The sequence below is a fragment of the Xylophilus rhododendri genome (assembly GCF_009906855.1).
Classification (GTDB): domain Bacteria; phylum Pseudomonadota; class Gammaproteobacteria; order Burkholderiales; family Burkholderiaceae_C; genus Xylophilus; species Xylophilus rhododendri.
In genome coordinates this window covers 462,409-482,320 of record NZ_CP047650.1, presented here as the reverse complement: position 1 = coordinate 482,320, position 19,912 = coordinate 462,409, and the positions used below count along the sequence as shown (strand labels likewise).

At 66.3% G+C, this 19,912-nt stretch carries 20 protein-coding genes and 1 pseudogene; 13 read left to right on the top strand and 8 right to left on the bottom strand.

Annotated elements, in window-relative coordinates; translation table 11 throughout:
- Positions 1 to 27: 27 nt before the first annotated feature.
- On the bottom strand, positions 28 to 1,245 hold the full coding sequence (locus tag GT347_RS02240; protein WP_195812391.1) for a GNAT family N-acetyltransferase: 1,218 nt from the start codon (positions 1,243 to 1,245) through the stop codon (positions 28 to 30).
- Positions 1,246 to 1,305: 60 nt separating this feature from the next.
- On the opposite strand from GT347_RS02240, the gene GT347_RS02235 reads away from it, so the two are divergent.
- Entirely contained in the window at positions 1,306 to 1,644 is a 339-nt protein-coding gene (locus tag GT347_RS02235) for a P-II family nitrogen regulator (protein WP_160550427.1), read from the top strand.
- Between the two features lie 11 nt (positions 1,645 to 1,655).
- Here GT347_RS02235 and GT347_RS02230 read toward each other — a convergent pair whose 3' ends face one another.
- The 6 genes from GT347_RS02230 to GT347_RS02205 all read right to left on the bottom strand — a co-directional run bounded on the left by GT347_RS02230 (position 1,656) and on the right by GT347_RS02205 (position 4,985).
- A complete protein-coding gene (locus tag GT347_RS02230) occupies positions 1,656 to 2,252 on the bottom strand; it encodes an LOG family protein (protein WP_160550426.1) in 597 nt (198 codons plus the stop codon).
- A gap of 13 nt (positions 2,253 to 2,265) precedes the next feature.
- The gene (locus GT347_RS02225; protein ID WP_160550425.1) at positions 2,266 to 2,688 is read right to left on the bottom strand and encodes a diacylglycerol kinase; all 423 of its coding nucleotides are present in this window, start codon (positions 2,686 to 2,688) and stop codon (positions 2,266 to 2,268) included.
- Between the two features lie 9 nt (positions 2,689 to 2,697).
- A complete protein-coding gene (locus GT347_RS02220) occupies positions 2,698 to 3,186 on the bottom strand; it encodes an RDD family protein (RefSeq protein WP_229722627.1) in 489 nt (162 codons plus the stop codon).
- A gap of 110 nt (positions 3,187 to 3,296) precedes the next feature.
- A complete protein-coding gene (locus tag GT347_RS02215) occupies positions 3,297 to 3,950 on the bottom strand; it encodes a DUF3106 domain-containing protein (protein ID WP_160550423.1) in 654 nt (217 codons plus the stop codon).
- 22 nt (positions 3,951 to 3,972) lie between these two features.
- Positions 3,973 to 4,422 (bottom strand): DUF3619 family protein, encoded by a 450-nt coding sequence (locus GT347_RS02210; protein WP_160550422.1) that lies wholly within the window; start codon positions 4,420 to 4,422, stop codon positions 3,973 to 3,975.
- Positions 4,419 to 4,985 (bottom strand): RNA polymerase sigma factor, encoded by a 567-nt coding sequence (locus GT347_RS02205; RefSeq protein WP_160550421.1) that lies wholly within the window; start codon positions 4,983 to 4,985, stop codon positions 4,419 to 4,421. The genes GT347_RS02210 and GT347_RS02205 overlap by 4 nt, the downstream gene beginning before the upstream one ends.
- Before the next feature lie 262 nt (positions 4,986 to 5,247).
- On the opposite strand from GT347_RS02205, the gene GT347_RS02200 reads away from it, so the two are divergent.
- From GT347_RS02200 to GT347_RS02145, 12 genes and pseudogenes are all read left to right on the top strand, one after another.
- A complete protein-coding gene (locus GT347_RS02200; RefSeq protein WP_160550420.1) occupies positions 5,248 to 7,056 on the top strand; it encodes an acetolactate synthase 3 catalytic subunit in 1,809 nt (602 codons plus the stop codon).
- Positions 7,057 to 7,167: 111 nt separating this feature from the next.
- Entirely contained in the window at positions 7,168 to 7,659 is a 492-nt protein-coding gene (ilvN, locus tag GT347_RS02195; protein WP_160550419.1) for an acetolactate synthase small subunit, read from the top strand.
- A 52-nt stretch (positions 7,660 to 7,711) separates the two neighbouring features.
- Positions 7,712 to 8,727, top strand: a pseudogene (gene ilvC, locus GT347_RS02190) (ketol-acid reductoisomerase).
- 140 nt (positions 8,728 to 8,867) lie between these two features.
- The gene (pssA, locus tag GT347_RS02185; RefSeq protein ID WP_160550418.1) at positions 8,868 to 9,707 is read left to right on the top strand and encodes a CDP-diacylglycerol--serine O-phosphatidyltransferase; all 840 of its coding nucleotides are present in this window, start codon (positions 8,868 to 8,870) and stop codon (positions 9,705 to 9,707) included.
- A gap of 205 nt (positions 9,708 to 9,912) precedes the next feature.
- Entirely contained in the window at positions 9,913 to 11,610 is a 1,698-nt protein-coding gene (leuA, locus tag GT347_RS02180; RefSeq protein ID WP_160550417.1) for a 2-isopropylmalate synthase, read from the top strand.
- A 307-nt stretch (positions 11,611 to 11,917) separates the two neighbouring features.
- A complete protein-coding gene (pbpG, locus tag GT347_RS02175; protein ID WP_229722625.1) occupies positions 11,918 to 12,946 on the top strand; it encodes a D-alanyl-D-alanine endopeptidase in 1,029 nt (342 codons plus the stop codon).
- Between the two features lie 154 nt (positions 12,947 to 13,100).
- Positions 13,101 to 13,742, top strand: a complete 642-nt coding sequence (locus GT347_RS02170; protein WP_160550416.1) for a peroxiredoxin — start codon at positions 13,101 to 13,103, stop codon at positions 13,740 to 13,742.
- A gap of 102 nt (positions 13,743 to 13,844) precedes the next feature.
- Positions 13,845 to 14,840, top strand: a complete 996-nt coding sequence (locus tag GT347_RS02165; protein WP_160550415.1) for a sulfate ABC transporter substrate-binding protein — start codon at positions 13,845 to 13,847, stop codon at positions 14,838 to 14,840.
- A gap of 19 nt (positions 14,841 to 14,859) precedes the next feature.
- Positions 14,860 to 15,711: a sulfate ABC transporter permease subunit CysT gene (gene cysT, locus GT347_RS02160; RefSeq protein WP_160550414.1), complete on the top strand. Its 852-nt coding sequence runs from the start codon at positions 14,860 to 14,862 to the stop codon at positions 15,709 to 15,711.
- Complete coding sequence (cysW, locus tag GT347_RS02155) at positions 15,708 to 16,613, top strand: sulfate ABC transporter permease subunit CysW (protein WP_160550413.1); 906 nt, start codon at positions 15,708 to 15,710, stop codon at positions 16,611 to 16,613. The genes cysT and cysW overlap by 4 nt, the downstream gene beginning before the upstream one ends.
- Positions 16,614 to 16,629: 16 nt before the next feature.
- Positions 16,630 to 17,736: a sulfate/molybdate ABC transporter ATP-binding protein gene (locus GT347_RS02150; protein ID WP_160550412.1), complete on the top strand. Its 1,107-nt coding sequence runs from the start codon at positions 16,630 to 16,632 to the stop codon at positions 17,734 to 17,736.
- Positions 17,737 to 17,867: 131 nt separating this feature from the next.
- A complete protein-coding gene (locus tag GT347_RS02145) occupies positions 17,868 to 18,392 on the top strand; it encodes a disulfide bond formation protein B (RefSeq protein ID WP_407704157.1) in 525 nt (174 codons plus the stop codon).
- 33 nt (positions 18,393 to 18,425) lie between these two features.
- On the opposite strand, the gene argA is transcribed toward GT347_RS02145, so the two are convergent.
- Positions 18,426 to 19,781 carry an amino-acid N-acetyltransferase gene (gene argA / locus GT347_RS02140; RefSeq protein WP_160550411.1) on the bottom strand — a complete coding sequence of 452 codons (1,356 nt, stop codon included), beginning with the start codon at positions 19,779 to 19,781 and terminating at the stop codon, positions 18,426 to 18,428.
- Positions 19,782 to 19,912: the final 131 nt, after the last annotated feature.

Below are 19,912 nucleotides of genomic sequence, written 5' to 3'. Positions count from 1 at the left end.
GCCGCGCAGCAGACCCCGAAGGAGCCGTCAGGCTCCTTTTTTTTGCCCGGCCTCTTCTTCGGGCGGCGGCTCGCCATGGCGGAAGGGCGAGCGGGCTTCGAGATGCTCCATGTAGTTGGCGATGCCCGCGCCTTCGCGCTCCAGGAAACGCTCGACCGCCTCCGAGAAATCGGCCCGGGCCAGCCAGTGGGCGCTGGTGGTGGATACCGGCATCAGGGCGCGCGCCATCTTGTGCTCGCCCTGCGCGCCGCCCTCGAAGCGGGCCACGCCGTGCGCGATGCACCAGGCCAGCGGCTGGTAGTAGCAGGCCTCGAAATGCAGGCAGTCCACCCGCTCCAGCGCGCCCCAATAGCGTCCGTAGGCCACACGCTCGCCATCGGCCTGGCGGTGCAGTGCGATCAGGCTGCTGGCGATCGGCACGCCATCGCGTTCGGCGATGAAGAGCAGCCAGTTCTCCGGCATGTCCGACTGCATGCGCTGGAAGAAGTCGCGCGTGAGATAGGGCGCGTTGCCGTGTTCGAGATAGGTGCGTTCGTAGCAGCGGTAGAAGAAATCCCAGTCGGCGGCGGAGATGTCCGCGCCCTCGGCCCAGCGGAAGACCACGCCGGCATCGGCCACCTTGCGGCGCTCCTGGCGGATCTTCTTGCGTTTCTCCTGCGCGAGGCTCTGCAGGAAGGCGTCGAAGTCGGCATACGGCTGCGGCGTGCTGTTGTGCCAGTGGAATTGCACCGTGTGGCGCAGCATCAGGCCGGCCTCGCGGCAGGCGTCGATGTCTTCCTCGGCGGCGAACAGCAGGTGCAGCGACGACAGCGCCTGCGCCTCGCACCAGGCCACCAGCGCTCGGACCAGATCGGCACGGGACTGGCTGTCTCGCGCCAGCAGCCGCGCCCCGGGCACGGGGGTGAAGGGCGCGGCGACCAGGGCCTTGGGGTAGTACTCCAGGCCGTGCTCGGCATAGGCATTGGCCCAGGCCCAGTCGAACACGTATTCGCCGTAGGAGTGCGATTTCAGATAGAGCGCGCAGGCCGCCTGCAGCGCCTCGCCGCGCCATAGGGTGATGAAGGCCGGCGCCCAGCCGGTGCGCTGGTTGGCGCTGCCGCTGCGGTGCATGGCCAGCAGGTAAGCGTGGCGCATGAAGGGGCTGCCGTGCGGCTGCAACGCATGCAGTTCGTCCCACTGTTCGGCGGTGATGGACGATGGATCGGTGTGAACCCGGATGACGAGATCTTCTCGGTTTTGCTTCACGCTGCGTTACCCTCGGGGTCAGAATCGACGTCGACAAGACGAACCACACAGGAGCTGACCATGAAACTCATCACCGCCGTCATCAAGCCGTTCAAGCTCGAGGAAGTGCGCGAAGCGCTGGCCGCGTGTGGCGTCAGTGGCATGACCGTAACCGAGGTCAAGGGATTCGGGCGCCAGAAGGGTCATACCGAGCTGTACAGGGGCGCGGAATACGAGGTCGACTTCCTGCCCAAGATGAAGATCGAAGCGGTGGTGGGCGATGCCGACAGCGCGCGCTGCGTCGAGGCCATCGTCAATGCCGCGCGTACCGGCAAGATCGGCGACGGCAAGATCTTCGTCACCGAGGTGGAGAAGGCGGTGCGCATCCGCACCGGCGAAGAGGACGACTCCGCCGTCTGAAGCCAGGGCGCTCAGATCACGCTGCGCGGCGGGAAGTTGTCCCCTGCGCTGTGGCGCAGGCCCTCGATCAGGCGGGCCAGCAGCGGCTCCGGCCGGGTATCGACCTGCAGCAGCCGGGCCGTGCCATCGGTCATGAAGCCGGCCTCGACCGTCTTGCCCAGGAAGGACAGCAGGTCGTCGTAATAGCCGGCGATGTTGAGCAGGCCCATGGGCTTGTCGTGGTAGCCGAGATGGCGCCAGGTCCAGGCCTCGAACAGTTCCTCGAAGGTGCCGATGCCGCCGGGCAGGGCCAGGAAGGCGTCGGAGCGCTCGGCGAGCATGGCCTTGCGCTCGTGCATGGTCGAGACCACATGCAGTTCGTCGCAGCGCTGGTTGGCGGCCTCGCGGTCCACCAGGGTCTGGGGAATCACGCCGATGACACGGCCGCCCGCGGCCTGGGTGGCATCGGACACCATGCCCATCAGCCCGGCGCGTCCGCCGCCGTAGACGAGCTGGCCGCCGGACTGGCCGATCCATTGCCCGACCGCGCGGGCCGCATCGGCAAAACGCGGATCGGCGCCTTCGCGCGATCCGCAGTAGACACAAAGGGAGAAGGCGGGAGCACTCATCGGTTTGGTGAGGTCAAACGAAGCGGTTGTACAAAGCCGCCGCCCACAGTCCGCCGCACAGCAGCAGCGACAGCAGCACGGCGGCACTGCCCATGTCCTTGGCCTGCTTGGACAGCAGGTGCCATTCCGGGCCGATGCGGTCGATGGCGGTCTCGATGCCGGTGTTGAGCAGCTCGACGATCAGCACCAGCACGACGGCGCCGGCCAGCATGCCGACTTCCACCCAGGTCTTGCCCAGCCAGAAGGCGGCCGGCACCATGACGACGGCCAGCACGCTCTCGCTGCGGAAGGCGGCCTGCAGCCAGCCCGCCTGCAGGCCGGCCAGCGAATAACGCAGCGCGTGCCGCAGGCGCTCCAGTCCCTTGCGGGATTTCTGGGCTGTGGGCGCTTCGCGCTCGGCTTCAGCGGTGGAGGGATGGTTGGGGCTATTCAACATGGATGCGGATCAGCGCGGCTTGGTGGTGGCGGGGCGGAAGGTCACCAGGCGTGTGCCGGCGAGGATGTCCTGCGGCAACTGGTGTTCGGGATGCAGCCGGCTCGCCAGCGCCCAGGCGAGTGTCCATGCAGCAAAGACCAGCAAGGTCCCGGTGGCCGAGGCGCCTATGGCCAGGCTGGCGGCCAGCGGCGGCAGGAACCAGAGCCAGCTCAGCAGGTAACGCCAGAAGGCACGCAGCTGTGTGACCCGCCGGCCCTGCCGATCGACCAGGCGGATGTGCCAGGTCTTCATCGCCAGCGTTTGTCCCCGGCTCCAGAACCACACGAAGTAGATCGCCAGTACGACGAAGAGATAGGCCATCAGCGCGTGCCGGTTGTCGAGCGCATTGCGCGTCTGGCTCATGGTGCCGAAGAGATAACCGGCGATGAAGACCACGCCGAACAGCAACACGCCCTCGTAGAGGCAGCAGGCCAGGCGCCGCGGCAGGGGCGGCGCCATCAGGTCCGATGTGCCGGACGGAGTAGCGCCAACGGACGGAAGGGGAAGTGGCATCGGACGGGGGATTCGAACGCGGCTGGACGGCAGCAGCGTCCGGTTCCGATGGCGGATCAGGGAACCAGGAGGTGCTGCGGGAGAAGCGTATTGTGATCCACCTCGGAGGCGGGAACACCCACGCGTGGCAGCTTGGCCGGATCGCCGCCCGAGGGCACCAGCTTGACCAGGGCGGGGCCTTTGCTCGGCCGTGGCGCGACCGCCGCGCCGGGCCGCTTGGGCTGGGTGGTGGCGGCGAGCTTGTCGCGCTGTTCTTCGCTGAGGGCCTGGTATTCCTCCCAGCGCGCCTTCTTTTCATCGCGGTCGAGCTTGCGGGCTTCGGCGAAGTTGAGGCGGGCCTGGTCGCGCTCGATGGTGCTCAGGCCGGCCCAGGCGCTCATGCGGCCGTGCATGCGGGATTGTTCGGCCGGGTCCCACTTGTCGAAATTGCGGGAGATGGCGATCCACTTGCGGCGGTGGTTCTCGGTCAGCGAAGACCAGTGTTGCGCCAGTGGTGCCAGGGCTTCGCGTTGGCCGGGCGTCAATTCGGCCCAGGTCGGGCGCGTCGTGGCGGGATTCGAGCCGGGCAGGGTGCCGGCCGGGGAGGGGCTTTTGGGCGCGACATGGGCCTGCGCCCATGCGCCCGCGGCGGACGCCAGCATCACGGCCGCCGCCACGCGGCGCAGGGTCGCGCGGCGCGCGGCCGAGGAGTTCCGGACAAGGCTGGGCATTTTGCTGGGCCGCATGGGGGAGTCAGCGCTCGGTCTTCTGCAGCCCGTGCTTGAGGAATTCGATGAAGCCGGGGTCGGTATAGGCCGATGGCGGCAGGTCGTCGGTGAGCAGGTCGCTGTCGACCTCGGCGAGTTCGCGCAGCCGGTCTTCGGTCTGGAACACATGGATGGCCACCAGCCCGCCCACCAGTGCCAGCAGCGGCAGCGCCGATGCCAGCCGGCCCCAGAAGCCGGGGCCGCTGCCGCCCATGCTCAGCGTCGCAGTGCCGCCGCCGTTGCCGAAGACCGCGGAAGCAGTGCGAGCGCGCACGTTGGCCACCTTGCGGCGGCTCACGGCATGCAGGCGCATGGCCTTCAGCCGTGCGCCGATGTCCTGCGGCAGGCCGCGCGCGCCTTGCTCCAGCCGCGCCGCGACCCGTTCGCCGAACTCGTCCTGCAGATGGGCCTGGGTGATGGTGGTCGATCGGTTCATAGTTTTATTCCCTTGGCTTTCAGCGCTGTGGCGAGCGCCCGCACTGCGCGGGAACAATGCGTTTTCACGCTGCCTTCGGAGCAGCCCATGGCGGCAGCTGTTTCTGCAACATCCATTTCCTCCCAGTAACGCATCAGGAAAGCTTCGCGTTGACGCAGCGGCAGTTCCTGTATCTCGGCTTCGATCTCGCGCAGGATCTCGCCGCGGCTGGTGGTGGCTTCGGCGCTCTCGGTGCGGTGGCTGTCGTCGTCCACGGCCAGGGCTTCGAGCAGGTCGAAATCGCCGTCGTCGCCGGCCGGCTCGAAGTCGCTCATGTTGGTGAACAGGGCCTTGCGGGTCTTCTGGCGGCGGAACCAGTCGAGCGTGCAGTTCGACAGGATGCGCTGGAAGAGCATGGGCCACTCGTCCGCGGGCCGGTCGCCGTAGTGTTCGGCCAGGCGCATCATGCTGTCCTGGACGATGTCCAGGGCGGCTTCTTCATCGCGTACGTGGTAGACCGATCGCTTGAAGGCACGTGTTTCCACGCTCTGCAAGAAGTCGGAAAGTTCTTTGTCTGAAGCCAAGGGGTAGCGTGTTTGCAGCGGAAGAGGACGGGAACCCGGCGCAACAAGCGTATTCCATCGGGCAAATATTTGCTGGCACCGGTGCCAGTCCGGTGACGGAAATGCAATAATGCCAGTTGCACCTCAAAGAGCAAACGGGTTTCGGTCCGGCACGTTACATCGCGCCCATGGCTGCTAGCCCAAAGTTCCGACGCAATCCCACAAGGATTCCAGCGAAGGAGCACCCAAGGTTTTTCGTTAGAGAAAATCTCAAAGGTTGATCATGGAAATTTCCAAGGCCGAAATCACTTCGGCGGCCGCTGCCAACGCGCAAGGCCAAGCTGCCCATCCCACGCCGTCTTCCGCCGAGCCCGTCGAACTCATGGGTTCCGAGGTCCTGATGAAGGCCCTGCAGGCCGAAGGCACCGAATTCGTCTGGGGCTATCCGGGCGGCGCCGTGTTGTATATCTACGACGCGCTCTACAAGCAAGACTCCATCCAGCACGTGCTGGTGCGCCACGAACAGGCGGCGGTGCACGCAGCCGACGGCTATGCCCGGGCCACCGGCAACGTCGGCGTGGCCCTGGTCACCTCCGGCCCTGGCCTGACCAATGCGGTCACCGGCATCGCCACGGCCTATATGGATTCGATCCCGATGGTGATCATCAGCGGCCAGGTGCCGACTGCCGCCATCGGCCAGGATGCCTTCCAGGAATGCGACACGGTCGGCATCACCCGGCCCATCGTCAAGCATAACTTCCTGGTCAAGGATGCCCGCGACATCGCCATGACGATGAAGAAGGCCTTCCACATCGCCCGCACCGGCCGTCCCGGCCCGGTGGTGGTGGACATCCCCAAGGACGTGTCCTTCAAGAAGACGCTCTACGCCGGCTATCCGCAGACGGTGGAGATGCGCTCCTACAACCCGGTGAAGAAGGGCCACGGCGGCCAGATCCGCAAGGCGCTGCAGCTACTGCTCAACGCCAAGCGGCCCTACATCTACACCGGCGGCGGCGTGCTGCTGAGCAATGCCTCGCAGGAGCTGCGCACCCTGGTCGACCTGCTCGGCTACCCGGTCACCAACACCTTGATGGGCCTGGGCGCCTATCCGGCTTCGGACCCCAAGTTCCTCGGCATGCTCGGCATGCACGGCACCTGGGAGGCCAACAACGCCATGCAGCACTGCGACGTGCTGCTCGCCGTGGGCGCGCGTTTCGACGACCGGGTGATCGGCAACGTCAAACACTTCGCGCAGAACGAACGCAAGATCATCCACATCGACATCGACCCCTCGTCGATCTCCAAGCGGGTGAAGGTAGACGTGCCCATCGTCGGCGACGTCAAGGACGTGCTGACCGAGCTGATCACCATGATCAAGGAGTCGTCCACCAAGCCCGACGGCGGCGCGCTGGAGGCCTGGTGGAAGACCATCGCCGAATGGCGCGGCCGCAAGTCCATGGCCTACAGCCTGGGCGACGGCAGCGTCATCAAGCCGCAGTACGTGGTCGAGACGCTGTGGAACATGACCAAGGACGCCGATACCTACATCACGTCCGACGTCGGCCAGCACCAGATGTGGGCCGCCCAGTACTACCGCTTCGACGAGCCGCGCCGCTGGATCAACTCCGGCGGCCTGGGCACCATGGGCGTCGGCATTCCCTACGCCATGGGCGTGAAGATGGCCAGGCCCGATGCGGAAGTCTTCTGCATCACCGGCGAGGGTTCGGTGCAGATGTGCATTCAGGAACTCTCCACCTGCTTCCAGTACAACACGCCGATCAAGATCTGCGCACTGAACAACCGCTACCTGGGCATGGTGCGCCAGTGGCAGCAGATCGAGTACTCCAGCCGCTACAGCCACAGCTACATGGACGCGCTGCCCGACTTCGTCAAGCTGGCCGAGGCCTACGGCCACGTGGGCCTGCTGATCGAACATCCGCGCGACGTCGAGCCGGCGCTGCGCGAAGCACGCCGCCTGAAGGACCGCACGGTGTTCATGGACTTCCGCACCGACCCCACCGAGAACGTGTTCCCGATGGTGCAGGCCGGCAAGGGCATCACCGAGATGCTGCTGGGCAGCGAAGACCTGTAAGGCGCGCGGCCGGCCGGCCGACGCCTTTTTTCTCCCACCTGAAGAATCTATTGCCCGCCGAGCCCGCGCATTACCGTGCGCGGGGGAGGGCGGCGAAAAGAGGAATCGCACATGAAGCACATCATTGCCGTGCTGCTCGAAAACGAGCCCGGCGCACTCTCCCGCGTGGTCGGGCTGTTCTCGGCCCGCGGCTACAACATCGAGTCGCTGACCGTGGCGCCGACCGAGGACCCGAGCCTCTCGCGCATGACCATCCAGACCGCCGGCTCCGAGGACGTGATCGAGCAGATCACCAAGCACCTCAACCGCCTGATCGAGGTGGTCAAGGTGGTCGACCTGACCGAAGGCGCCTATACCGAACGCGAGCTGATGCTGGTGAAGGTGCGTGCCGTCGGCAAGGAGCGCGAGGAGATGAAGCGCATGGCCGACATCTTCCGCGGCAGCATCATCGACGTGACCGACAAGAGCTACACCATCGAGCTCACCGGCGACCAGTCCAAGAACGACGCCTTCCTGCACGCCATCGAACGCAGCGCCATCCTCGAGACGGTGCGCACCGGCGCCAGCGGCATCGGCCGCGGCGAACGCATCCTGCGCGTCTAGCCGTTTTTCCTTACCAACCCAAACCCAAAAGCCACAACACCGGAGCACTCCCATGAAAGTTTTCTACGACAAAGACGCCGACCTCAGCCTGATCAAGGGCAAGACCGTCGCCATCATCGGCTACGGCTCGCAAGGCCATGCACACGCCCAGAACCTGAACGACAGCGGCGTGAAGGTCGTGGTCGGCCTGCGCAAGGGCGGCGCGTCGTGGGACAAGGTCGGCAAGGCCGGCCTGCAGGTCGCCGAAGTGGCCGAGGCCGTGAAGTCGGCCGACGTGGTCATGATCCTGCTGCCGGACGAGCAGATCGCCGCCGTCTACAAGAACGACGTCGAGCCCCACATCAAGCAGGGCGCCTCGCTGGTGTTCGCCCACGGCTTCAACGTGCACTACGGCTTCGTCAAGCCGCGCGCCGACCTGGATGTGTGGATGGTCGCCCCCAAGGCCCCGGCCACACCGTGCGCGGCACCTACGCCCAGGGCGGCGGCGTGCCCCACCTGGTCGCGGTGCACCAGGACAAGTCGGGCAAGGCGCGTGAGCTGGCCCTGTCCTATGCCTCGGCCAACGGCGGCGGCAAGGCCGGCATCATCGAGACCAACTTCCGCGAAGAAACCGAGACCGACCTGTTCGGCGAACAGGCCGTGCTGTGCGGCGGTACCGTCGAGCTGATCAAGGCCGGTTTCGAGACCCTGGTGGAAGCCGGCTACGCCCCCGAAATGGCGTACTTCGAATGCCTGCACGAGTTGAAGCTCATTGTCGACCTGATCTATGAAGGCGGCATCGCCAACATGAACTACTCGATCTCGAACAACGCGGAATACGGCGAATACGTCACCGGCCCGCGCATCGTGACCGAAGAGACCAAGAAGGCCATGAAGCAGTGCCTGAAGGACATCCAGACCGGTGAATACGCCAAGAGCTTCGTGCTCGAAGCCGCTGCCGGCCAGCCCACGCTGATCAGCCGCCGCCGCCTGGGCGCCGAGCACCAGATCGAGCAGGTCGGCGCCAAGCTGCGCGCCATGATGCCCTGGATCGCCAAGAACAAGCTGGTCGACCAGACCCGCAACTAAGCAGCGTCCATCCTGCCGGCAGGGGCTATCGCGCAGGCGATGGCCCCTGTTTTTTTATGTGACCCGGGTGGGCGCTGGCTACACTGCCGGTTTACAAGATCAACAGGCCTGCCGCCTTGCGCGCAGCCGGAGGAAATCAAATGGCACAAGTACCGCAAGGCCCGCAGACCACCCCCGAGGGCGTGGTGGTGCGCAAGCGCCGCAAGGGCATCTACATCCTGCCCAACCTGTTCACGCTGGCGGCGCTGTTCGGCGGCTTCTATTCGATCGTGATGGCCATGGACGGCCGCTTCGACCTGGCTGCCGCGGGCGTGTTCATCGCCATGGTGCTCGACAGCCTCGACGGCCGCGTCGCCCGCATGACCAACACGCAGAGCGCCTTCGGCGAGCAGATGGATTCGCTCTCCGACATGGTGTCCTTCGGCGCCGCGCCGGCGCTGATCGCCTACGAATGGGCGCTGCGCGGCATTGGCCGCTGGGGCTGGATCGCCGCCTTCGTCTACTGCGCCTGCGCGGCGCTGCGGCTGGCGCGCTTCAACGTCAACACCGCGGTGGTGGACAAGCGTTATTTCCAGGGCCTGCCTTCGCCGGCCGCCGCCGCGCTGGTGACCGGCTTCATCTGGCTGGTTAACGAGACCGGCATCCGCGGCGTGGGCAGCGAATACGTGAGCTGGCAGGCCGTCATCTGGGCCACCTTCGCCTTCACGCTGTACGCGGGCCTCACCATGGTGACCAACGTGCCTTTCTACAGCTTCAAGGACCTGCGCATGAAGCGCAGCGTGCCCTTCGCCGCCGTGGTGCTGGTGGTGCTGGCCATCGCCGTCATCAACATCCATCCGCCGACGGTGCTGTTCTCGATCTTCGTGCTCTACGGCCTGAGCGGCTACGTCATCTATGGCCTGCGGCGTTTTCGCGGCCAGCAGGTCAGCGTGATCAGCACCTCCACCGACGAGCCCGACGAACGCGGCTGGCATCGCTAAAAGTCGACGGATTGCACCGCCTCGCCGCCACGTGCTACAGTCGCCGCTCATGAACGCCACCGCGCTGACCCTACTAGCTCTGCCTCACGGGCAGAGACGGTAACGCGCGCACGCTTTTACCCCCACTCATCGGCCCGTTTGCTCCAGCAACGGGCCGTTTTGTTTTGGGAGTTGCTGGTTCTTCATTCATCGAAAAGAGATCGCCATGTTGCAGCAGCCCGCTTCCAAATACCGCTCCTTCCCTCCCGTCGGCCTGAAGGACCGCACCTGGCCCGACCAGGTCGTCTCCAAGCCTCCCGTGTGGTGCAGCGTCGACCTGCGTGACGGCAACCAGGCGCTGATCGAGCCGATGGACGTGGCGCGCAAGATGAAGATGTTCGAGACGCTGGTGGCGATCGGCTTCAAGGAGATCGAGGTCGGTTTCCCCTCCGCGTCGCAGATCGAGTTCGACTTCCTGCGCATGCTGATCGAGGAGAACCGCATCCCCGACGACGTCACCATCCAGGTGCTGACCCAGGCGCGCGAGCCCCTGATCCGCCGCACCTTCGAGGCCCTGCAGGGCGTGCCGCGCGCCATCGTCCACCTCTACAACGCCACCGCCCCGGTCATGCGCCGTGTGGTGCTGGGCATGGACGAGGACCAGATCGTCGCCCTGGCCGAAACCAACGCCCGCATGTTCAAGGACCTCGCCGCCGAGCAGCCGGCCACGCAGTGGACCTTCCAGTACTCGCCCGAGATGTACTCGAACACCGAGCTGGACTTCTCCAAGCGCGTGATCGATGCGGTCACCGCCGTCTGGCAGCCCACGCCCGAGCGCAAGTGCATCATCAACCTGCCCACCACCGTGGAGTGCTCCACGCCCAACATCTTCGCGGACATGGTCGAGTGGACCATCCGCCACGTCGAGCGGCGTGATTCCATCGTCATCTCGGTCCATCCGCACAACGACCGCGGCACCGGCACCGCCACCGCCGAACTCTCGCTGATGGCCGGCGCCGACCGCCTCGAAGGCTGCCTGTTCGGCAACGGCGAGCGCACCGGCAACCTCGACCTCGTCAACGTCGCGCTCAACCTCTACACGCAAGGCGTCTCTCCGGGCCTGGACTTCTCGCAGATCGACGAGATCCGCCGCACGGTCGAGCACTGCAACCAGCTGCCGGTGCATCCGCGCCATCCCTATGTGGGCGAACTGGTCTACACCTCGTTCTCGGGCTCGCACCAGGACGCGATCAAGAAGGCCTTCGCCGCGCGCCGCGAGGACGATATCTGGGACATGCCCTACCTGCCGATCGACCCCAAGGACCTCGGCCGCAGCTACGAGGCGGTGATCCGCGTCAACAGCCAGTCGGGCAAGGGCGGCATCTCCTACTTGCTGGAGAGCGAATACGGCCTCGAACTGCCGCGCCGCCTGCAGATCGAGTTCAGCCAGGTGGTGCAGCAGCACATGGACGCCACCGGCAAGGAGTTCTCGGCCAAGGACATCTACGAGCTGTTCGAGCGCGAATACCGCGTCGACGAAGTGCAGGCGCCCATCCACCGCGTGGTCGAGGACACCGGCGCCAAGGGCAGCACGGTGCAGCTCGATGCCACCATCGACTGGGAAGGCCAGAGCCGCCAGCTGGCCGGACAGGGCAGCGGCCCGATCGACGCCTTCGTCGCCGGCCTGCAGGCCATCACCGGCAGCAGCATCCGGGTGATCGACTACCACCAGCACGCCATCGGCGCCGGCGCGGATGCCCGCTCGGTGGCCTATGTGGAAGTGCAGGTCGACGGCGGCAAGGGTGTCTTCGGCGCCGGCATCGATGCCAACATCGTCTCGGCCTCGCTCAAGGCGATTCTTTCGGGCGTGAGCCGGGGCCGCGGCCACCGCGCGCCGGTCTCGGCCGAGACCGCCGCCGCCTGAAACAGGCGGTTGACACCGCGAAAAGGGGAAAAGGGGGCTAGGCCCCCTTTTTGCATGCCGACCGGCGGCGTGATTTACAAACTAAAGTCCTCTTTCAGGCCCGCCGAAGTGAAACAACTGCTTATAATTTCGGCACTCCATGATAAAGCCGACCTAAGTGCTTGATATCGCCCGGCTTTACGAGGATTTTCATTCCCGCTAGGCCCTGGCCCCGCTTCCCGGAGAATTTTTAATGTCTATTCGTTACCGTTTCATGGCGGCGCAAGCCGGCCGATTTGCATGCGTTCTGGGTGCAGCCGCATGTCTCATGACGGCCAGCCTTTCCAGCGCCAGCGCGGCCGAACGCCACAAGGCGCCCGCAGCCAAGAAACAGGCCGCCAGCGCGGCCGCCGCTCCGCGCAAAACCGCTTCCAGCCGGGCGGTCGCCCATAAGCCCGTGGCCGCGGCCCGCGTGTCGCGCAGCTTCGTCGCCGGCCGCACCAGCGCTCCAGCCCGCATCGCCTATGTGCCGGCGCGCCAGTCCTACGGCCAGATCGCCGGGCTGCACGAGGCCTTCGATCCGCTCTCGCTCAAGTCCAGCGTCGCCTACGTGATCGACCAGGACACCAACGAGGTCCTGCTCAGCAAGAACGACAGCGCCGTGCTGCCCATCGCCTCCATCACCAAGCTGATGACCGGCACGCTGATCAGCGAAGCCAAGCTGCCGATGGACGAGATGATCACCATCACCCAGGACGATGTGGATACCGAGAAGGGCAGCAGCTCGCGCCTGGTCGTCGGCGCCACGCTGTCGCGCGGCGAGATGCTGCACCTGGCCCTGATGTCCAGCGAGAACCGCGCCGCGCACGCCCTGGGCCGCACCTATCCCGGCGGCCTGGCGACCTTCGTCACGCTGATGAACGCCAAGGCGCGCCAGCTGGGCATGAACGACACCCACTACGTGGAGCCCACCGGCCTGTCGAGCCGCAACCAGTCCAGCGCCCGCGACCTGGCCACCCTGGTCGGCTCGGCTTACCAGGATCCGCTGCTGCGCGAACTGACCACCTCGCCCAACTACACGGTGGACATCGGCCGCCGCACCCTGCAGTACAACAACACCAACCGCCTGGTGAGCAATCCCGCCTGGGATATCGGCGTGCAGAAGACCGGCTTCATCAACGAAGCCGGCCAGTGCCTGGTGATGCAGGCCAAGATCGCCGGCCGCAAGCTGATCATGGTGTTCCTGGATTCCGCAGGGCGCCTGAGCCGCGTGGCCGATGCCGAGCGGGTGCGCCGCTGGGTCGAGTCCTCCTCAGCCGCAGCGGCCATGATGGCGGCCAAGCCCAACAACGGCTGAAGCGCTTCCTGCGCTCCAAAACAAAGACGCCTGCGGGCGTCTTTTTTCATGCTTATATGCGTTTTACGCAATAAAGATAAAGAAATCCATTCTTTCCCGAATTAGGGCTCAGCGCCGAGAATGACGGTCCCCAAAGGAAGTTAGGAGGACTCTCATGGCTACTCTCAGACTCGGCGACACCGTTCCGGATTTCAAGCAGGACTCTTCGGTCGGCCCCATCGACTTCTACCAATGGGCCGGCGATTCCTGGGTCGTGCTCTTCTCGCATCCGGCCGACTTCACGCCCGTCTGCACCACCGAACTCGGCAAGACGGCGGCGCTGTCGGGCGAATTCGCCAAGCGCGGCGTCAAGCCGATCGCGGTGAGCGTGGACACCGTCGAATCGCACGGCAAGTGGATTCCGGACATCAACGAGACGCAGAACACCCAGGTCAACTTCCCCATCCTGGCCGACGCCGACCGCAAAGTATCGACCCTCTACAACATGATCCACCCGAACGCGCTGGCCAACGCCACCGTCCGCAGCGTGTTCATCATCGATCCCAAGCATGTGCTGCGCACCACCTTCACCTACCCGGCTAGCACTGGCCGCAACTTCGACGAGATCCTGCGGGTGATCGATTCGCTGCAGCTCACCGACAGCCACAAGGTCGCCACGCCCGCCAACTGGAAGGACGGCGACGACGTGGTGATCGTGCCCAGCATCCAGGACCCCAAGGAACTGGCCGAGCGTTTCCCCAAGGGCTTCAACCCGGTGCGCCCCTACCTGCGCATCACCCCGCAGCCCAACCGCTGAAAGGGCCGGCCCGGCGCCGGTCTGCCACCCGTCGGCACGCTGCCACCAGGGCACGTGCCGGCCTCGTTTTCACGCACCGCATTTCCTGAGAAAAAGACCGCCATGAACTCCCGCCTGAAGGCCGCCCTCGCCGCCGCCGCATTCCTGGCCTCCGCCGCCGTCTCGGCGCAGACCCTGCTCAATGCCTCCTACGACGTGGCCCGCGAGTTCTACAAGGACTACAACACGGCCTTCATCGCCAACTACAAGAAGACCACCGGCAAGGACGTGAAGATCGACCAGTCCCACGGCGGCTCCAGCGCCCAGGCGCGCTCCGTGGCCGACGGCCTCGATGCCGACGTGGTCACCATGAACACCACCACCGACGTCGACTTCCTCGCCGAGCGCGGCGTGGTCGCCAAGGACTGGAACAAGCGTTTCCCGGACAACGCCTCGCCCACCACCTCCACCATGCTGTTCCTGACCCGCAATGGCAATCCCAAGGGCATCAAGGACTGGGACGACCTGATCAAGCCCGGCGTGCAGGTGGTGGTGGTCAACCCCAAGACCGGCGGCAACGGCCGCTACGCCTACCTGGCCGCCTGGGGCTACATCAAGAAGAAGGGCGGCAGCGATGCCCAGGCCGCGGAGTTCGTCGGCAAGCTCTACAAGAACGTGCCGGTGTTGGGCAAGGGCGGCCGCGACGCCACCACCACCTTCCTGCAACGCAATATCGGCGACGTGCTGATCACCTTCGAATCGGAAGTCGTCTCCATCAACCGCGAGTTCGGCGAGGGCAAGGTCGATGCGGTCTATCCCTCGATCAGCATCGTGGCCGAGAACCCGGTGGCGGTGGTCGAGCGCACCGTCGCCAAGAAGGGCACGGCCGAGCTGGCCAAGGCCTATCTGCAGTGGCTGTACTCCGACGAAGGCCAGGAGATCGCCGTCAAGCACGCCCTGCGTCCGCGCAACCCGGCCATCCTGAAGAAGCATGCGGACGTCTTCAAGCCGATCCCGCTGTTCACGGTGCAGGAACTCTTCGGCAGCCTGGGCGAGGCGCAGAAGGTGCACTTCAACGACGGCGGCCAGTTCGACAAGCTCTACACGCCCGGCCGCTGAGCCAGGCCCCACGATCCAAATGTCCACCGCGCTGCCCCGCCGAAATGGCGGCAAGCGCGTGTTGCCGGGCTTCAAGCTCACGCTCGGCTACACGCTTTTCTATCTCGGCCTCATCGTCCTGATCCCGCTCGCCGCCCTGGTGCTGCGCAGCTTCAGCCTGACCGGCGAGCAGTTCTGGATCGCCGTGGCCTCGCCGCGGGTGCTGGCCGCCTACCGGCTGACCTTCGGCGCCTCGTTGATCGCCGCGCTGGTCAACCTGGTCTTCGGCCTGCTGCTGGCCTGGGTGCTGGTGCGCTATCAATTCCCGGGCAAGAAGATCGTCGATGCCCTGGTCGATCTTCCGTTCGCGTTGCCCACCGCCGTGGCCGGCATTTCGCTGACCGCGCTGCTGGCCGGCAACGGCTGGGTCGGCCAGTACCTGGAGCCGCTGGGCATCAAGCTGGCCTTCACGCCGGCGGGCATCGTGATCGCGCTGATCTTCATCGGCATTCCCTTCGTGGTGCGCACGGTGCAGCCGGTGCTGGAAGACAGCGAGAAGGAACTCGAAGAGGCCGCCACCTGCCTGGGTGCCACCCGCTGGCAGACCTTCACCAAGGTGCTGCTGCCCTCCATCGCCCCGGCCCTGCTCACCGGCTTCGCCATGGCCTTCGCGCGCGCCATCGGCGAATACGGCTCGGTCATCTTCATCGCCGGCAACATGCCCATGGTTTCCGAAATCACGCCGCTGATCATCATCGGCAAGCTCGAACAGTACGACTACGCGGGCGCCACGGCGGTCGCGGTGGTGATGCTGGTCATCTCCTTCATCCTGCTGCTGGTCATCAACGGCCTGCAGGCCTGGCAGCGCCGGCGCGCGGGGATGGGCGCATGAGCAAGCAGTCCACCGCTTCCAACCGGCCGATCACCACCGAATCCCCCTGGGTGCGGCGCACGCTGATCGGCGTGGCGCTGCTGTTCCTGGCGCTGTTCCTGCTGCTGCCCCTGGCCGCGGTGTTCACCGAGGCGCTGCGCAAGGGGCTCGATGCCTACCTCGAAGCGCTGAAGGAGCCCGATGCCTGGTCGGCCATCCGCCTCACGCTGCTGACGGCCGCCATCTCGGTGCCGCTCAACCTCGTCTTCGGCGTGGCCGCGGCCTGGTGCATCGCCAAGTTCGAGTTCCGCGGCAAGTCGGTGCTGACCACGCTGATCGACCTGCCGTTCTCGGTCTCGCCGGTGGTGGCGGGCCTGATGTACGTGCTGGTCTTCGGCGCCCAGGGCTGGTTCGGGCCCTGGCTGTCGGCGCACGACATCAAGATCATCTTCGCCGTGCCCGGCATCGTGCTGGCCACCGTCTTCGTCACCTTTCCCTTCATCGCGCGCGAGCTGATCCCGCTGATGCAGGCGCAGGGCACCGACGAGGAGCAGGCGGCCATCGTGCTCGGCGCCTCGGGCTGGCAGACCTTCTGGCATGTCACCCTGCCCAACATCAAGTGGGGCCTGATGTACGGCGTGATCCTGTGCAACGCCCGCGCCATGGGCGAGTTCGGCGCGGTGTCGGTGGTGTCGGGCCATATCCGCGGCCAGACCAACACGGTGCCGCTGCATGTGGAGATCCTCTACAACGAATACCAGTCGGTGGCGGCGTTCGCCGTGGCCTCGCTGCTGGCGCTGCTGGCGCTGGTCACGCTGGTGGTGAAGTCCATCGTCGAATGGCGCAGCGAGCGTGAACGCGCCGCCGCCGACCTGCCGCCCGAGAAGCCGCCGGCCCTGCCGGTGCCCGGCGTCGCCCGTTGAGAAAGACTGAAGAAAAATGAGCATCGAAATCCGCCAGGTCAACAAGCAGTTCGGCGACTTCCAGGCCCTGCGCGACGTCAACCTCGACATCGCCTCGGGCGAACTCATCGCGCTGCTCGGCCCCTCGGGCTGCGGCAAGACCACGCTGCTGCGCATCATCGCGGGGCTGGAGACGGCCGATACCGGCACCATCCTCTTCTCCGGCGAGGACACCACCGAAGTCCATGTGCGCGACCGCAAGGTCGGCTTCGTGTTCCAGCACTACGCGCTGTTCCGCCACATGACGGTGTTCGAGAACGTGGCCTTCGGCCTGCGGGTGAAGCCGCGCAAGGAACGGCCGGGCGAGGCGCAGATCCAGGAGAAGGTTCATGCGCTGCTCAAGCTCGTGCAGCTCGACTGGCTGCACGACCGCTATCCGGCCCAGCTCTCCGGCGGCCAGCGCCAGCGCATCGCCCTGGCGCGGGCTCTTGCCGTGGAGCCCAAGGTGCTGCTGCTCGACGAGCCCTTCGGCGCGCTCGATGCCAAGGTGCGCAAGGAGCTGCGCCGCTGGCTGCGCCGGCTGCACGACGAGCTGCATGTCACCACCATCTTCGTCACCCACGACCAGGAAGAGGCGCTGGAAGTGGCCGACCGGGTGGTGGTGATGAACAAGGGCCAGGTGGAGCAGAGCGGCTCGCCGCAGGAGGTCTGGGACCATCCGGCCAGCCCCTTCGTCTACGGCTTCCTGGGCGATGTGAACCTGTTCCACGGCCGGGCCGACCAGGGCCAGGTCAGCTTCGAGGGCGTGAGCCTGGCCGCGCCCGAGCATGCGGCGGTACAGGACCAGCCGGCCTTCGCCTATGTGCGGCCGCATGACCTCGATGTGCAGCCGCATGTGCCCGATGCCATCGACGCCTCACACGGCGGCATCCTGGCCACGCTGGAACGTGCCATCGTGGTCGGCCCGACCGCTCGGCTGGAGCTGGCACCGCAGCCCGGCGAGGACGGCTCGGCCAGCGCGCTGCCGGCCATCATCGAGGCGCAGCTGCCCGCCGAGCAGTACCGCGCGCTCGGCCTGGCAGAAGGCCAGACCGTCATCGTCACCCCGAAGCGCGCACGGGTCTTCGTGGACGACAAGCGCTGAGACCGGCCAGGCCGGCGCTCAGGCCACAATACCGCCCCTGAACGGTCCGCGAGGACCGTACCGGGGCGGGAACCAATCGCGGACCCGCCGCACCAATGGCAGGGCGACCGCAGTGGCGCCGGAGGAACAACATCGTGATGAGTATTTTTGGCGCGCAACCGCGCAAGGTCCTGGCCCTGGTCTGCGCAGCCTGCGTGGCCATGCTGGCGTTCGGCCTGTACCTGCAGCATGTGGTCGGCCTGGAGCCGTGCCCCATGTGCATCGTGCAGCGTTATGCGCTGATCCTGCTGGCGGTCTTCGCCTTGGTCGGTGCCTTGCTGCCAGGCAACGGCGGCCGCAAGACCTTCGCCACCCTCGGCCTGCTGGCCGCCGGCTTCGGCGCCTTCGTGGCCGCGCGCCAGAGCTTCCTGCAGTGGTACCCGCCGGAGTTCGCCTCCTGCGGCCGCGACTTCTACGGAATGATCGAGACCTTCCCGTTGCAGCGCGCCATCCCCATGATCTTCAAGGGCAGCGGAGACTGCACGGCGATCGACTGGACCTTCCTCGGCGGCTCCATCGCCAACTGGTCCTTCGTCTGCTTCGTGGTGCTGGGGCTGGTGCTGCTGGCGGTGCTGCTCGGCCGGCCGCAGCGGGTGCGCCGCGTCGGCGACCGGTAAAACAAAAAAGCGGCCTCGGCCGCTTTTGTTTTTCTAGGAACCGTTGAGCTTCTTCATCAGCACCTGGCTCTTGCGGTCCCAGTTGTACTTGCGCTTGCGGGCCTCGGGCAGCCAGTCCGGGTCCACCGGCTGGAAGCCGCGCTTGATGAACCAGTGCATGGTGCGGGTGGTCAGCACGAAGATGCTGCTCAGGCCCATGGCGCGGGCGCGCTGCTCGATGCGGCGCAGCACCTTCTCGCCGTCGCCCTGGCCCTGGCTCAGCGGCGACACCGTCAGCGCCGCCATCTCGGCGGTGCGCGACTCGGGATAGGGGTAGAGCGCGGCGCAGGCGAAGATCACGCCGTCGTGCTCCAGCACCGTGTACTGGTCGGCGTCGCGTTCGATCTCGGTGCGGTCGCGCTTGACCAGGGTGCCGTCGCGCTCGAAGGGCTCGATCAGGGTGAGGATGCCGCCCACGTCGTCGCTGGTGGCCTGGCGCAGCTCTTCGAGCTTCTCGTCGATCACCATGGTGCCGATGCCGTCGTGTACATACACCTCCAGCAGCAGGGCGCCGTCCACCGCGAAGGGAATGATGTGGCTGCGCTCCACGCCCGCCTTGCAGGCGCGCACGCAGTGCTGCAGGTAGAAGGCCACGTCGCTGGGCTGCTGGGGCTGGGGCAGCTGGGCCAGCAGGGCCTCGGCGGCGGCCAGGGGCATCTCGGTGTCGATGGGGTTGTCCTCGCCCTCGGGCTCCGAGGGCTGCGAACGCACGCCGGGCACTTCCGACATGAAGATGAGTTTGTCCGCGCCCAGCTCGATCGCCACGCTGGTCGCCACCTCTTCCATGGTCAGGTTGAAGGCCTCGCCGGTCGGCGAGAAGCCGAAGGGCGACAGCAGCACCATCGCGCCCATGTCGATGCAGCGCAGGATGCCGTCGGTGTCGACCTTGCGCACCAGGCCCGAATGCTTGAAGTCCACCCCGTCGACGATGCCCACAGGCCGCGCCGTGATGAAGTTGCCCGACACCACCCGCACCTGCGCGCCCGCCATCGGCGTGTTGGGCAGGCCCTGGCTGAACGCGGCCTCGATCTCGTAGCGCAGCTGGCCGGCGGCCTCCTGGGCGCAGTCCAGCGCCACCGTGTCGGTGATGCGCATGCCGTGCGAATAGCGGGCCTCATGCCCCTTGGCGGCGAGCTGCTCGTTGACCTGGGGCCGGAAGCCGTGCACCAGCACCACCTTCACACCCATGGACTGGATCAGTGCCAGGTCCTGCGCGATGGCCGGCAGCTTGCCCGCGGCGATCGCCTCGCCGGCCACGGCCACCACGAAGGTCTTGCCGCGGTGCATGTGGATATAGGGCGCGACGGAGCGGAACCAGGGGACGAAGGTGAAATTGAAGACGGCGGACATGCGGGCGGGTGAGGGATGGAGCCGGCGAGGGCAGGGCTGGATAATCGCGGATTCTCCCCCAAGTTCCTCGGGCCCGTCCCCGCCGCCAGCCCCTTCGTTCCGCCCGTGCCAGAAACCTCCCCACCGCTAGA